Raw genomic sequence first — 13,516 nt, forward strand, 5'->3', positions numbered from 1 at the left:
TGGCCCGCGCGGCCCGGCGCATCCGGGCGCGGCCGGACGCGCCCACCGCTCACCCACTCGGCCCACATCAGGTCGCCCCGAGGCCCCGCTCCGGGAAACCTGAGTGGGCCGACGCGGCAAGGACGCGACGGGGCCGCGACCGGACCGCGGCGGGAATGGAGCGGTGGTGGTTGCTGTGCGTGGTGGGGGGCTGGGTGGTGCGCGCGGCGACGGGGGCGCGGGTGGTGCGCGTGGCGATGGGGACGCGGGTGGTGCGCGTGGCGGCAAAGGTTCGGGTGAGCCGGGTGGGGGGCCGGGGCCCGCCCCCGGTGAGCCACAGGGGCCCCCGCCCGCGTCGCGTCCCCTCTCGCGAGAGCTCCCCTGCGCGCGCACCCCCGGCCCCCGCGAGCGCACCCTCCCCCGCGAGCGCGCCCTCGTGCGTGCCCTGCCCCCGCTCCTCCTCGTCGGCGGCATCTGCTTCGACCTGCTCACGCCGCCCGAGTTCACCGCGTCCCCGCTGTTCGCCGCCGCGCCCCTGATCACCGCGCCGTTCTTCCGGCTGCGCACCACCGTGGCGACCGCCGCGCTCTCCTGCGCCGCCGTCCTCGTCCTGCGCATGACCCACCGGGTCGACGGGGACGTACAGGTCGTCACCGAGTTCCTGACCATGCTGACCGTCGGCATCCTGGCCGTCGTCATCAACCGCGTGGTGCGCCGCGGCAACGCCCGCCTCGCGTCCGCCCGCTCCATCGCCGAGGCCACCCAGCGCGCGGTGCTGCCGCAGCCCGACCCCCGCATCGGCGGCCTCGACATCGCCGCGCGGTACGAGGCCGCGCAGGCCGACGCCTTCATCGGCGGGGATCTGTACGCCGTGCAGGACACCCCGCACGGCGTGCGGCTCGTCGTCGGTGACGTACGCGGCAAAGGGATGGGCGCGGTGTCCGCCGTCGCCGTGGTGATCGGCGCCTTCCGGGAGGCCGCCGAGCAGGAGGCCACGCTGGAGGCGGTGGCGCAGCGCCTGGAGCGGGCCCTCGCGCGGGAAGGCATGCGGCGCGACGGGCTCGACGCCTTCGAGGGGTTCACCACGGCGATCCTCGCGGAGATCCCGCGCGGCGCCGACGACACCGTACGGATCATCAACCGCGGCCACCCCGAGCCGCTGCTGCTCCGGGGCGACGGGCGGCTGTGCGTGCTCACGCCGTCCGAGCCCGCACTGCCGCTCGGCATGGGCGACCTCGGCACCTGGCCGGACCGCGCGGACGAGGCCGCGTTCCCGCCGGGCGCCACGCTGCTGCTCTACACGGACGGGCTCTCGGAGGCCCGGAACGAGCACGCCGAGTTCTACGACCCCGCCACCCGGCTCGGCGGCCGGATCTTCCCCGGCCCCAGCGGCCCCGACGCGCTCCTCGCCACCCTCGTGGACGAGGTCCGCCTGCACACCGGAGGCGGCGCCACGGACGACATGGCGCTGCTCGCCGTCCGCCGCCCCGTCACACCGGGTGACTGAACCACACCCCTGCGCACAACACCTGACGGGACGTCAGCCGATGGTGAAGATCCACGCGGCTGCGGTGCGTCATGAGCCCCGCTCAACTCGCCCTGTTCCGGCCGCTGATGTCCCTTGTGTTCGTGGCGTAAGCGTTAACGATCAACCGGAACGGCTTGGAATACGGCCCCGCAGTCTATTAACGTTCGATAACGCAGCGCGGTCGTCCCAGCCGACACTCGAGTCGGCTCCGTGCGCACACGCCTAATCCCGCAAGGGAGCCGGGGAACCACCAACTTGGGGTGAATCGGTCATCTCTCGTACGGAAGTCTCGTACGCGCAGAGGTGCCCGTAGGAGACCTTCCTGCTCCGAACCCGTCAGCTAACCCGGTAGGCGAGAAGGAAGGAAAGGAGTGCGCCCCCGTGGCGTCCAACCGGCCTGCCCCAGAAGCGCTCTACGTACCGAACGGCTCCGCCGAAGGCCCCGGCAGTTCCCCGGGTACCCCCGGATTCGCCGCGTACGCCCCCCAGGAGCCGTGGGAGGAGTGGAACCCCACCGCGGAGTCCGTCCGCCCGGTGCGAGGCCGGCACCGCGTCCACAAGAAGGGCGGCGGCGGGCTCGCCCGCAGCTCCACCGTCCTCGGCGTCGGCGTCATCGCGGCCGTGGGCGCGGGCGGCATCGCCACCGCGCAGGGCGGCAAGCCGCCGGTCTCCATCGCCATGCCGGACATGTCGGCGGTCACGGACAAGCTGCCGGAGGCCGAGTCGCTGCCCGGCGTGGGCGCGCTGATATCCGACGACTCCGACGGCTCCGGCGAGGACGCCACCACGCCCGCCGCGCCGCTCAGCTCCGCCGGCGTCACCACCGCCGACGCCGAGCAGGGCAGCACCGGCGCGGGCGAGGCCCTGCGCGCCCGCATCATGCAGCAGGCCGAGAACCAGCAGCACCAGGCGGACGACGCCGTCCGCAAGGCGGCCGAGGACGCCGCCGTGAAGAAGGCGGCCGCGCAGGCCAAGGCCCAGCAGGACAAGGCCACGGCGGCGGCCAAGGCGAAGGCCGCCGAGGAGAAGCGCAAGAAGGAAGAGGCCGCGCGCAAGAAGGCCGAGGCGGAGCGCCTGGCCAAGCTCGCCAAGAGCTTCTCGCTGCCCACCTCCTCGTACACCCTCACCTCGCACTTCGGCGACTCCGGCTCCATGTGGTCCTCCGGCCAGCACACCGGCCTGGACTTCGCCGCCCCCACCGGCACGCCGCTCAAGGCCGTGCACTCCGGCACCATCAAGGAGTCCGGCTGGGCCGGGGCGTACGGCTACCGCACCATCCTCGAACTCGAGGACGGCACGGAGATCTGGTACGCCCACCAGTCCTCGGTGAGCGTCAGCGCCGGCCAGAAGGTCACCACCGGCGAGGTCATCGGCCGCGTCGGCGCGACCGGCAACGTCACCGGAGCGCACCTCCACATGGAGGTGCACACGAGCGGCGGCGCCAACGTCGACCCGCTGGCGTGGCTGCAGGGCAAGGGCCTCAACCCGTAGGACGCGTCCGCCCCACCGGCTCCGGCGGTCCTGGCGACAACCCCCCGACGTCAGGGCTGCCGGAATTCCTTCCTCCGCGTGGACGTTGAGCCCTGTATGACCATTCTTCGCCCGCTGGGCTCCTCCGACCTCGAAGTCTTCCCGCTCGCGCTGGGCGGCAACGTCTTCGGCTGGACCGCCGACGAGGCGCAGTCCTTCGCCGTCCTCGACGCCTACACGGCGGCGGGCGGCAACTTCGTCGACACCGCCGACGTGTACTCGGCGTGGGTGCCCGGCAACCAGGGCGGTGAGTCCGAGGCCGTCCTGGGCCGCTGGCTCGCCGCGCGCGGCAACCGCTCCGACGTCGTCGTCGCCACGAAGGTCGGCGCCCACCCCGACTACAAGGGACTCTCGGCGAGCACCATCAAGTCCGCCGCGGAGGAGTCGCTGCGCCGCCTCGGCACCGACTACATAGACCTGTACTACACGCACTACGACGACCCCTCCGTGCCGGTCGAGGAGTTCGTCACCGCCCTCGACGAACTGGTGCGGTCCGGCAAGGTCCGGGCGATCGCCGCGTCCAACATCACCGCCGAACGCCTCCAGGAGGCCCTGGACTTCTCCGACCGCGAGGGCCTCGTGCGGTACGTGGCGGTGCAGCCGCACTACAACCTCGTCTCGCGCGACACCTACGAGGGCCCGCTCCAGGAGGTCGCATCGCGCTCCGGCCTCGCGGCCGTCCCCTACTACGCCCTCGCCTCCGGCTTCCTCACGGGCAAGTACCGCCCGGGCGCCGAGGTCGACAGCGCGCGGGCCGGCAAGGCCGGCGCGTACGCGGACACCGAGCGCGGGCAGCGCGTCCTCGCCGCCCTCGACGAGATAGCCGAGGCCCGCGGCGCGCAGCACGCCACGGTGGCCCTGGCCTGGCTCGCCGCCCAGCCGACGGTGGCCGCGCCGCTCGCCTCCGCGCGCACGGTGGAGCAGCTTCCGGCGCTGCTCGCGGTGGGGGACCTGGAGCTGACGGAAGCCGAACTGGCGCGCCTCACCGCCGCGTCGGCGTGATCCTGGCGGGGCTTCAGGTGCGGTAGGGGTTGTACGAGGGGTACGCGGGGGTGCCGGGGGTTCCTGGCTGGCCGCGGGTGCCGTGGGTGCTGTGGGTGCCGTGCGGGGCGTATGAGGCGTACGCGGTGTACGGGCCGTACGCGCCGTACGCGCCGTACGCGGAGTATGGCGGTGGCGCCACGACCGGTGCCGTCGCCCGCGCCGCGTACGCCAGCGCCGGCCGGGCCAGCTCGCGGCGCTCCCACAGCGCGTCGAGCAGCTCCCGCTCCCGGACCGCGAAGTCGACGCGGGCCCGGCCGCGGCGGGCCCGGTGCCGAAGCAGCGCCAGGGAGGTCGCGTACGTCTCGTACGCGACCACGCCGCGGCCCGCCGGTTTGCCCAGGTGGTACGCGGCGTAGTCGCGGGCGACGGTCCGCGCGCGCATCGAGCCGAGCGCGAACGGCTCGGCCGCGGTGAGCCAGCCCGCCGCCACATAGGCGGGCAGTTCGGCCCGGACCAGGCGCAGTTCGCGCTGGCGCAGCCAGACGGCGAGCCAGGTGAGCAGCCCGAACACCGGCAGCATGAAGGTCGCGTACACGACGAAGAAGCCGTACTCGCCGAAGCTCGCCGAGCCGTTCCAGAAGGCGTGCAGACCCATCGCGAGCAGCAGCCCGGCGACCGGCAGGAGCACCCGCCGCACCCGGTGCCGCTCGCCGCTGAGGGCGGCGATGCCGAAGCCGATGCCGGTGAGCACGGTGAACAGCGGATGCGCGAACGGCGACATCACGACGCGGACGAAGAAGGTCGCGGCGGTCACCGACGCGAGGCCGCTCTCGCCGCTGAGCTGGTCGGTGCCGAAGGCGTTGCCGAGGTAGAGGATGTTCTCGGTGAAGGCGAAGCCGGTCGCGGTGACGCCCGCTATGACGAAGCCGTCGACGACACCGGTGAAGTCGCCTCTGCGGAAGAGGAAGACGAGCAGCACGGCCGCCGCCTTCGCGCTCTCCTCGACGATCGGGGCTATGACGGTCGCACCGAGGGTGTCCGCGCTCGTCGGGTCGGCGGTCGCGGTGGCTATCCAGCGGGTCGCGAAGCTGTTCGCCACGATCGCTATCAGCGCGGCCGCGCAGGCGCCCCAGGCGAAGGCGAACAACAGGTTCCGCCAGGGCCCGGGCGCCACCCGGTCCAGCCACCGGAACGCCGAGACGAGCAGCGGCACCGGGAGCGTGGCGAGTCCGAGGCCGACCAGGAACCCCTCGGTGCCGGTCTGCTGCCGCACCAGGGCGAGGATCACAAGGCCGGAGAGCGCGAGCAGCGTGACGGGCGCGGCCGCCCGGATGGCTCTCCGCTGCCACCAGTGCGGGTGCCGGGGCCCGGGTGCCCCGGCCGACCCGGCGGGCGGAGCCGGGTAGTTCGGGTACGCGGGACTGGTGGCCACGGCTTTGACAGTAACGAGGGTTGCGGCGGACCGCGACGGTGCCTCGGGTTCCGTGGGGCTGAGAGCCTGTCTTTGAACCCCCGTCGTTCGCGCGGAGCGCGGGCGCAGCGGCGGTCGGTGCGTGCGATCGGCGTGCGTCGTCACAGGTCATGTGGCGGAGCCACCTGGCCTGTGACGACGTGCGGCGAGCGTGCGTGCCGGGCGTCGGGGCGCAGGCGGGGGTTCAAAGACAGGCTCTCAGGGGCGGGGCGGGTCCTCGCGGTCGGTGGGGGTTGCCGGGCCCTCGTCGGGCCGCTCCGCCAGGGTGGCGGCGCGGCGGAAGAGCAGGTCGTGGACGACGTGGCCCTTGTTGAGGCCCTGGCCCTCGAAGCGGGTGAGCGGCCGGAAGTCGGGCCGCGGCGCGTACCCGCCGTCCTCCTGGGTGTTCTCGAAGTCCGGGTGCGCGCTCAGCACCTCCAGCATGTGCTCCGCGTACGGCTCCCAGTCGGTGGCGCAGTGCAGCACCGCGCCCGGCTTGAGGCAGGGGGCGAGGAGGGTGAGGAACTCCGGCTGGATCAGGCGGCGCTTGTGGTGCCGGGCCTTGGGCCAGGGGTCCGGGAAGTACACGCGGACGCCGTCCAGGCACTCCGGGGCGAGCATTTCGCGCAGCAGGATGATGGCGTCGCCGTTGGCCACCCGGATGTTGGACAGCCCGTTCCGCTCCGCGAGACCGAGCAGGTTGCCCATGCCCGGGGTGTGTACGTCCACGGCGAGGATGCCGGTGTCCGGGTCGGCGGCGGCCATCTGGGCGGTGGCCTCGCCCATGCCGAAGCCGATCTCCAGGACGACGGGGCGGGGGGTCTCGTCGGGGCCGGTGTCGGCGTCGCCGAACAGCTTGCCGAGGTCGAGGACCTCCTTGCCGTCGATGTCCAGGCCCCACTGGGGCCACAGCCTGCGCAGCGCGTCGCCCTGCGCGGTGGTGACCCGGCTGCGCCGCGGCTGGAAGCTGCGGATCCGCCGCTCGAACCTCGACCCGGCGGGGTCGGGGGCGGGACCTTCGGGGAAGCGGGGGGTGCCCTTCGGGCGGGAGTTCTCAGACACAGTGGGGTCGATTTTAGTCGGGGCGGGGGCCCTGCGGGGCTTTCCCCAATCCCACCCCTTCCCGAAACTGGGGGGGGCGGGGTTGGGGAAGCCCCCGGCAGGGCCGACGTCACAGCACAGCCAGCACCCGCCGAGCCACCTCCCGCCCAATGGGCAGCGAGGCCGTCGCCGCAGGCGAGGGAGCGTTCAGGACGTGCACGGCCCGCGCCCCCTCCCGTATCAGGAAATCGTCGACCAGCGTCCCGTCCCGCAGGACGGCCTGCGCCCGCACCCCGGCGGCGGCGGGCAGAAGATCCTCCGCCCGCACGGCGGGCAACAACCGCCGCACCGCCTCGGTGAACGCCCCCTTGGACAGCGAACGCCGCAGCTCACCGGCCCCGTACCGCCAGTGCCGCCGCGCCATCCGCCAGGAGCCGGGCCAGCCCAGCGTCCCGGCGAGCTCGCGGGGGCGCACCACCGACCAGCCATACCCCTCGCGGGCGAGCGCGGGCACCGCGTTGGGCCCGACGTGCACCCCGCCGTCGACGCCCCGCGTGAGGTGCACACCGAGGAAGGGAAAGGCGGGGTCCGGCACGGGATACACCAGGCCCCGCACGAGCCCGGGCCGCGCCAGCGTGAAGTACTCCCCCCGGAAGGGCACGATCCGCATGCCGGGGTCGTCACCGGTCAGCCGCGCGACGCTGTCGCAGTGCAGCCCGGCGCAGTTCACCAGGAACTTGCCCCGGACCACGTCGCCGGCGGCCGTGCGCACGGCGACCCCGAGATCGGCGCGCCGGTCGACGCGCACGACCTCCGCGCCGTACCGCACCTCGACGCCGGAGGCCCGGGCGAGCTGTCCGGCGACCGCGCCGTAGTCACAGATCCCGGTGGTCCCGACGTGGATGCCGGCGATGCCCCGCACACACGGCTCGTACTCCGCTATCTGGGCGGGGCCGAGCTCGCGGACCGGAATGCCGTTCTCCCGGCCGCGCTGGACGAGGGAGTGCAGGCGGGGCAGCTCGGCGCGGTCGGTGGCGACGATGAGCTTGCCGGTGACCTCGTGGGCGATGCCGTACTCCGCGCAGAACTTGACCATCTCGGCGGCGCCGCGCACGGCATAGCGCGCCTTCAGGGAGCCGGGGCGGTAATAGATCCCGCTGTGGATGACGCCGCTGTTGCGGCCCGTCTGGTGCCGGGCGGGGCCCGGCTCCTTCTCCAGGACGGTGACACGGGTGCCGGGTGCCGCGCGCGTCAGGGCATACGCCGCCGCGAGCCCGACGATCCCGCCGCCGACCACCAGCACATCACAGTCGTACGCCACGCCACCCCGACCCATCGCGCTTCACCTCCCACCCCCGATACTGCCCTGCGCCACTGACAACGGCCCCAAACCTCGGGGCAGGGCTGGGCCGGGGCTCCGTCACGCCGGGGCGACCAGCAACGGCCGCGCCCGCTCCCGCAGCTCCACCACCCGGGGCTCGTCCCCGTAGGGCTCGAGCCGGTGCAGCAGGTCCTTCACGTACTCCGTGGTCCGCGCGGAGGAGATCCGCCCGGCGACCTCCACGGCCCGCACCCCCTGCTCGCACGCGGCGTCGAGGTTCCCGGACTCCAGCTCGGCCACCGCGGACACCACGAGCCGCAGTCCGTGCGACCGCACGAACTCCTCGGTGGGCCGGGACAGGGCCTGCTCGGTGAAGCGCCGCACCTGGCGGGGCGCCTTCAGGTCGCGGTAGCACTCGGCGGCGTCGGCGGCGAAGCGGTCGTAGCCGTAGAAGCCGAGCCACGAGGGGTCGTTGTCGCCCTCCCTGGCCCGCTCCAGCCAGCCCTCGGCGGCCCGCAGCGCCGCCCCGGCGGCGGGCGCGTCATTGGCGCGCGCGTGCGCGCGTGCCTCGACGAGCCGGAAGAAGCTCATGGTGCGGGCGGTCGCGAGGCCGCGGTTGCGTTCCAGTGCGGCTTGCGCCAGGTCCACGCCCTCGTCCCCGAAGCCCCGGTAGGTCGCCTGGAGGGACATGGACGCGAGGACGTACCCCCCAAGAGGCACGTCGGCGGCCGCGCGGGCGAGCCGCAGGGCCTGGATGTAGTACCGCTGTGCGGCCTCCTGCTGGCCGGTGTCGAAGGCCATCCAGCCGGCGAGCCGGGTGAGTTCGGCGCTGGCTCCGAAGAGCGCGCGGCCCACCTCGTCGGAGTACGAACCGAGGAGCAGCGGCGCCGCCTCGACCCGCAGGCACTCGGGGACCATGGACGAACGCCAGTCCCCGCCGCCGTACTTGGAGTCCCAGCGGCGCGCGTCCTCGGCCGCCTCCCGCAGTTTCAGTACGTCGCTGTGGCCGACCTTCATCGGCGGTCCGCCGTCGTCCTGGTGGGCCACGTCGCGTGGCCCGTCGTGCGAGGCGTCGCGCGCGACGGAGCTGTCGGCCGGGGTTATGAGCCAGCGGGACGCGGGCGTGGCGTACGCGCTGACCGCGAAGGAGCCGGCGAGGGACTGCCAGATGCCGCCGCCGGTGCGGCGGCCCGCCAGGTCCAGGCGGTACAGCTCGGTGGCGGCCTTCACGGCGGCGCCCACGTCGCGCGGGAAGGCGAGGCCCACCTCGGGCGCCGGGTCCGCGTCGGCGAGGCCGATTTCGTGCAGCGGCACCGGGCGGCCGAGTTTCTGCCCGATGGCGGCCGCGATGAGGTGCGGCGCGGCGCCCTGGGGCACCATGCCCTTGGACACCCACCGGGCCACCGACGTCTTGTCGTAACGAAGCGTCAACCCGCGTTGAGCACCGAGGTCGTTGACCCTCCGCGCGAGCCCGGCGTTGCTGATTCCCGCGAGGGCGAGAACGGTGCCGAGCTTTTCGTTCGGCCCGCGTTGCTCCCTGGACATGCGCCACCCCTCGACACAGACGGCTGCCGGGCAGTGGCTTGACCGCACGGCATTCGTGCTGTGTTCCCCCGGGGACAGCGGCTGGGTGGCAGGACCGTCGGCGTGTCGCGCGCCGCGGCCCCGATCCCCGGCCGCAAGCTCACTTGGCCGAGCCCCCAGGTATATGCCTCCGCGAAAACATCAGCACACCCAGCGTAGTTCGGCGGATCCCAAGCGTTAAGAGGCGCAGTTCCGTATGGCGAGATTGTTGTCCGTACGGGAGTACGGCGGTGTCGCGGCGTGCTCCCGTTGTGTGGCCGTGCGCCCGTGTGTGCGCTCTTCTCCGGCCATGTGGGGAGCGCTTCCATGGTTGAGCGTGGGTCGGCCCGCTGCGCTGGAGTCAGCGGGCTGGGGGACACCGCCGCCTCCATCCCCGCGGGCGGCGGACCGGTCCGGGAGGCGTATGCCGCCTCCCGGGCTGTGCGTGGGTGTCGCGGGGCGTCAGGGGGCGGTCGAGCGTGTTCGGCCACGGCTGAATTGGCCGAAAATCGACCCCCCAGAAGCGGGCTTCAGCCGTTCCACGTCCCCTTGTCGGTGCCGTTGCCGCGTCAACGACCGATCGTCCAGGGCGCGTTCGCGCCGGTGTGAGCGCCTTCGCGAGCCCTCCCGCACGCCTCCTTCGTGGCAGCATGGGACCCCGAATCCCTCAGGCAGTCATTGATGCACTGGCTGTCCACAGCCTGTGGAGGCGGCGATGCGGTGGTTGGTGGGGTGGAGCAGTACCACCACGAGACCCCCTGGGGGCGCTGCCGCCGTCGGCACGCCGGGTGCCACCGGTACGGCGGGTGCCACCGGTGACGACGGCGAGACGCTGACCCCTGTGGGCTCGCAGCTCCTGTGGGGCGACCCCGACCCGCTGTGGGCGGTCGGCGACTGGCGCCCCGACGAGGTGCGCACCGTGAAGGCCGACGACCAGACCCGCATCGCCGTGCTCGGCACCTGCGGGGCCAGCGACGAGGAGCTGCGGGTCAGCCTGTTCGCCGCGCGCGGCGGCGCCCTGCGGCACCTGACGGCCTGGCCCGGCAGCTACACGGCGGTCGTCCAGGTCGGGCGGCGCGTGATGATCGCCGGCGATCTCGCGGGCGCGCGGCCGGTGTTCTACACCCCGTGGGCGGGCGGCACGGCGTACGCGACCGCCGCGCTGCCGCTCGCCGACCTCATCGAGGCCCACCTGGACATCGGGCACCTCGCGGCGCTGCTCGCGGCCCCCGACGTCCCGGAGGCGCTGCACGACTCGACCCCGTACCAGGACGTGCGCCGCGTGCCCCCGGGGCATGCGCTCATCCTCCGCGCGGGCGCACGGGAAATCGCCGGATACGAACCCGTCGCGTCGCTCGCCGTGGCGGCGCCCGCGGCGGACGAGGCCGGTGCGCTGGACGGGGTCCGCGACGCCCTCGTCGAGGCGGTACGCGCGCGCCTGCGGGCGCCACGTCACGTACCCGGAACGGACATCGACCCGGGGCCCGTGCCCGGCATGGGGCCCGCGGAGCGGCGGGCCGCGCGGGGCATGCCGGTGCCCGGCATCGGAGCCGACCTCTCCGGAGGGCCCGCTTCGGGAACCCTCGCTCTCCTTGCCGCCGGTCTGCCGGGGATGCCCGGCACGGTCCTCGGGCACGGCACCGGCGCGGGGGAGCGGCTGGTCGCCGTCACCTTCAACGACCTGGTGTCCGGCGGCCGCGAGGCGGAACTGGAGCGCGCGGGCGCCATCGCCGCCAACCCGCGGCTGCACCACGTCGTCGTCGCGGCCGGCGAGGAGGCCCTGCCGTACGCCGACCTGGACGGGCCGCTGACCGACGAGCCGAGCGCCGTCATCGTCACCGCCCAGCGGCACCGCGCGCGCCTCGCCTCGGGCAGCGCCGACCACTTCACCGGCTACGGCGCGCGGCAGGTCCTGGACGCCCATCCCGCGCGCCTCGCCGACCTCCTGATGGACCGCAAGCGGCGGTACCTGGTGCGGCCCGTCACCGCCCTCGCCAAGGCCGAGGGCTCCGTCATGGTGCCCGCGCGCGTGTACGGCGCCGCGCGGAAGCTCGCCCGTACGACGCACCGCGCGGGCGTCCAGTCGCTCGCCGACCGCCTGCTCCACCGCCACTTCGAGGAGCCCGGCGGCGCCGTGGGAGCCTCCCTCGCCGCCCTGGCCTGGGCCAGACCGGGGCCGGCCGCGCGCTGGCTGACCGGCGAGGCCCTCGCAGAAGTATCGGTTCGCCTCCAGGAGACGGCGACGCGGCCGGGACCCGGCCCCGGACAGCGGCCCGGCGAGTTCCGCGCGCGGGCCGCGCTCTTCCGGCACGCGGCCGACCTGCGCGTCCTGGAGCAGGCCGCCGAGGTCCGCTTCCAGCGGCTGCACGCGCCGTTCCTCGACAACCAGGTGGTCCGCGCCTGCCGCGCCCTGCCGGAGTCCCTGCGGGTGCGGCCCGGGGCGCGGGCCGCCATCCTGCGTACGGTCCTCGAAGGCGCCGGCGTCACCGAGCTCCCGCCCGGCTGGGGCGCCCCCTCGCACGCCTCCGCCGCGGCGGCCGCCCGTACCGGCCTGCGGGTCGCCGTGAACGAGCTGATCGGCCTCTTCGACACGCCGCTGCTCGCCCAGGCGGGGCTCGTCGAGGCACGCGTCGTCCGCAAGGCCCTGCGGGCTGCGGCCGACGGCGAGCCCCTCCCCCTGGACGGCCTCGCCGACCTCGTCTCCACGGAGATCTGGCTCCGCCGTCTCCTCTCCCGCCGGGGCACCTGCTGGACCGGCACCCCGGCCCGTCAACGGGCGGTGCCCACGGGGTCGGTGGTGCCGCAGCGGGGGGCGCTGGGGGCGGGCCGCTAGCCGCTGACGCGGGGTCTGTACGGGGTGGGGGTGCCCTTGTCCGCCCTGTCCCGCGGACTGCCCCGCCGCTCCGCGGCGGATCTCTCCCACCCGCCCGCCCATTCACCGGAACATCCGGCTCCGCGCCGGCACCGGGGCCAAGGCCACCGGCCCCTGCGGGCAGGCCCACCTCCCGGTGCCGGGAATGGCCGTCCGGCGTCCGTCCCTTGGTGCGGCTCCATGCTGTGGTCTTTCCTCGTTCCCTTGTGGTGGCAGCTGGGCGGCCGCCCAGCCGTTCCCTGCTGTGGGCAGCTGGGCAGTTGGGCCGCCAGGGGCGGCTCCCGACCCTTAAAGGCAGCCCAGGCCCACGGCGACGTGATGTGAGGGACGCGCGGGACGGCCCGCCAGGCCGGCGGTCGGTCGGTGTGGGCGGCACCCCGGCCGGGGCGGCCAGGAGCACGGCACCCCGACCCCGGGGAAACCTGGCGACGCATCCGCCCCCACCGGCGAGAATGACCCCGTGCGGTACCAGATCCTGGGCGCCACGCAGGCGCACGACGACCAAGGGACACCCTTGCCCGTAGGAGGCCCCCGCCTGCGGGCGCTCCTCGCGGCGCTGGCCCTGAGGGCAAACCGCACCACCCCGGTGGACACCCTCATCGACGACATCTGGGCGGACGCCCCACCGGCCGACGCCCCCGCCGCGCTGCAGGCCCTCGTGGGCCGCCTCCGCCGGGCCCTCGGCAGACACACCATCGCCTCCGAGCCCGGCGGCTACCGCCTCACCGCCACCCCCGACGAAGTCGACCTGCACCGCTTCGAGCGCCTCACCCGCGAGGGCACCGCCGCCCTGGACCGCCACGACCCGGAGACGGCCGCCCGCGTCCTGCGCGAGGCCCTCTCCCTGTGGCACGGCCCGGCCCTCGCTGACCTGCCCGACCGCACCGCGGCCACCCGCCCGGAGGCCCGCCGCCAGGAGGCCAACCGCGCGCGGCTCGAGGCGGAGCTGCTCCTCGGCCACGCCCCCGGCGTCGTACCGGAGTTGAAGGAGCTCACCACCGACCAGCCGTACGACGAGGCCCTGCGCGCCCTCCTCATCCGCGCCCTGCGCGACGCGGGCCGGGGCGCGGACGCCCTCGCCGCGTACGAGGACGCCCGCCGCATCCTCGCCGAGGGCCTGGGCGCCGACCCGGGCCCGGAACTGCGCGCCCTGCACGCGGAGCTGCTGGCGGAACCGGCGCGGCCGGAAGGGCGGACGCGCCCGGGCGGACCAACGCGACCCGATGGCCCCATGGAGCCGGGCGGCCT

9 protein-coding genes and 1 riboswitch are annotated in these 13,516 nt (G+C 74.5%); of the genes, 5 read left to right on the plus strand and 4 right to left on the minus strand.

What is annotated here, in order from left to right; all coding sequences use genetic code 11:
• Window positions 1-415: 415 nt before the first annotated feature.
• The 3 genes from STRAU_RS23940 to STRAU_RS23950 all read left to right on the plus strand — a co-directional run bounded on the left by STRAU_RS23940 (window position 416) and on the right by STRAU_RS23950 (window position 4,039).
• A complete protein-coding gene (locus tag STRAU_RS23940; protein ID WP_016642965.1) occupies window positions 416-1,486 on the plus strand; it encodes a PP2C family protein-serine/threonine phosphatase in 1,071 nt (356 codons plus the stop codon).
• 230 nt (window positions 1,487-1,716) lie between these two features.
• A riboswitch (cyclic di-AMP (ydaO/yuaA leader) is annotated at window positions 1,717-1,877 on the plus strand.
• Between the two features lie 11 nt (window positions 1,878-1,888).
• Window positions 1,889-2,998 (plus strand): M23 family metallopeptidase, encoded by a 1,110-nt coding sequence (locus STRAU_RS23945; protein WP_016642966.1) that lies wholly within the window; start codon window positions 1,889-1,891, stop codon window positions 2,996-2,998.
• Between the two features lie 96 nt (window positions 2,999-3,094).
• Entirely contained in the window at window positions 3,095-4,039 is a 945-nt protein-coding gene (locus STRAU_RS23950; protein WP_016642967.1) for an aldo/keto reductase, read from the plus strand.
• 13 nt (window positions 4,040-4,052) lie between these two features.
• On the opposite strand, the gene STRAU_RS23955 is transcribed toward STRAU_RS23950, so the two are convergent.
• The 4 genes from STRAU_RS23955 to STRAU_RS23970 form a co-directional block, all read right to left on the minus strand.
• Entirely contained in the window at window positions 4,053-5,453 is a 1,401-nt protein-coding gene (locus STRAU_RS23955; RefSeq protein ID WP_016642968.1) for a PrsW family intramembrane metalloprotease, read from the minus strand.
• Between the two features lie 237 nt (window positions 5,454-5,690).
• Complete coding sequence (gene trmB, locus STRAU_RS23960; protein ID WP_016642969.1) at window positions 5,691-6,533, minus strand: tRNA (guanosine(46)-N7)-methyltransferase TrmB; 843 nt, start codon at window positions 6,531-6,533, stop codon at window positions 5,691-5,693.
• 109 nt (window positions 6,534-6,642) lie between these two features.
• Entirely contained in the window at window positions 6,643-7,848 is a 1,206-nt protein-coding gene (gene lhgO, locus STRAU_RS23965) for an L-2-hydroxyglutarate oxidase (RefSeq protein WP_037661513.1), read from the minus strand.
• Between the two features lie 84 nt (window positions 7,849-7,932).
• On the minus strand, window positions 7,933-9,378 hold the full coding sequence (locus tag STRAU_RS23970; RefSeq protein WP_016642971.1) for an NsdA family TPR-like regulatory protein: 1,446 nt from the start codon (window positions 9,376-9,378) through the stop codon (window positions 7,933-7,935).
• Window positions 9,379-10,111: 733 nt separating this feature from the next.
• Here STRAU_RS23970 and STRAU_RS23975 point away from each other — a divergent pair.
• Together STRAU_RS23975 and STRAU_RS23980 are read left to right on the plus strand one after the other, a co-directional pair.
• Window positions 10,112-12,229, plus strand: a complete 2,118-nt coding sequence (locus STRAU_RS23975) for an asparagine synthase-related protein (protein WP_037661515.1) — start codon at window positions 10,112-10,114, stop codon at window positions 12,227-12,229.
• Between the two features lie 499 nt (window positions 12,230-12,728).
• Window positions 12,729-13,516, plus strand: a 788-nt coding sequence (locus tag STRAU_RS23980) for an AfsR/SARP family transcriptional regulator (RefSeq protein WP_037661517.1), incomplete at its 3' end; no start/stop codon positions are given.

The organism is Streptomyces aurantiacus JA 4570 (genome assembly GCF_000414115.1).
GTDB lineage: Bacteria > Actinomycetota > Actinomycetes > Streptomycetales > Streptomycetaceae > Streptomyces > Streptomyces aurantiacus_A.

Coding starts and splice junctions, on each gene's coding strand:
- STRAU_RS23950 (WP_016642967.1), top strand. CDS start 3,095: ATGACCATTCTTCGCCCGCTGGGCTCCTCCGACCTCGAAGTCTTCCCG.
- lhgO (WP_037661513.1), bottom strand. CDS start 7,848: ATGGGTCGGGGTGGCGTGGCGTACGACTGTGATGTGCTGGTGGTCGGC.
- STRAU_RS23970 (WP_016642971.1), bottom strand. CDS start 9,378: ATGTCCAGGGAGCAACGCGGGCCGAACGAAAAGCTCGGCACCGTTCTC.
- STRAU_RS23975 (WP_037661515.1), top strand. CDS start 10,112: ATGCGGTGGTTGGTGGGGTGGAGCAGTACCACCACGAGACCCCCTGGG.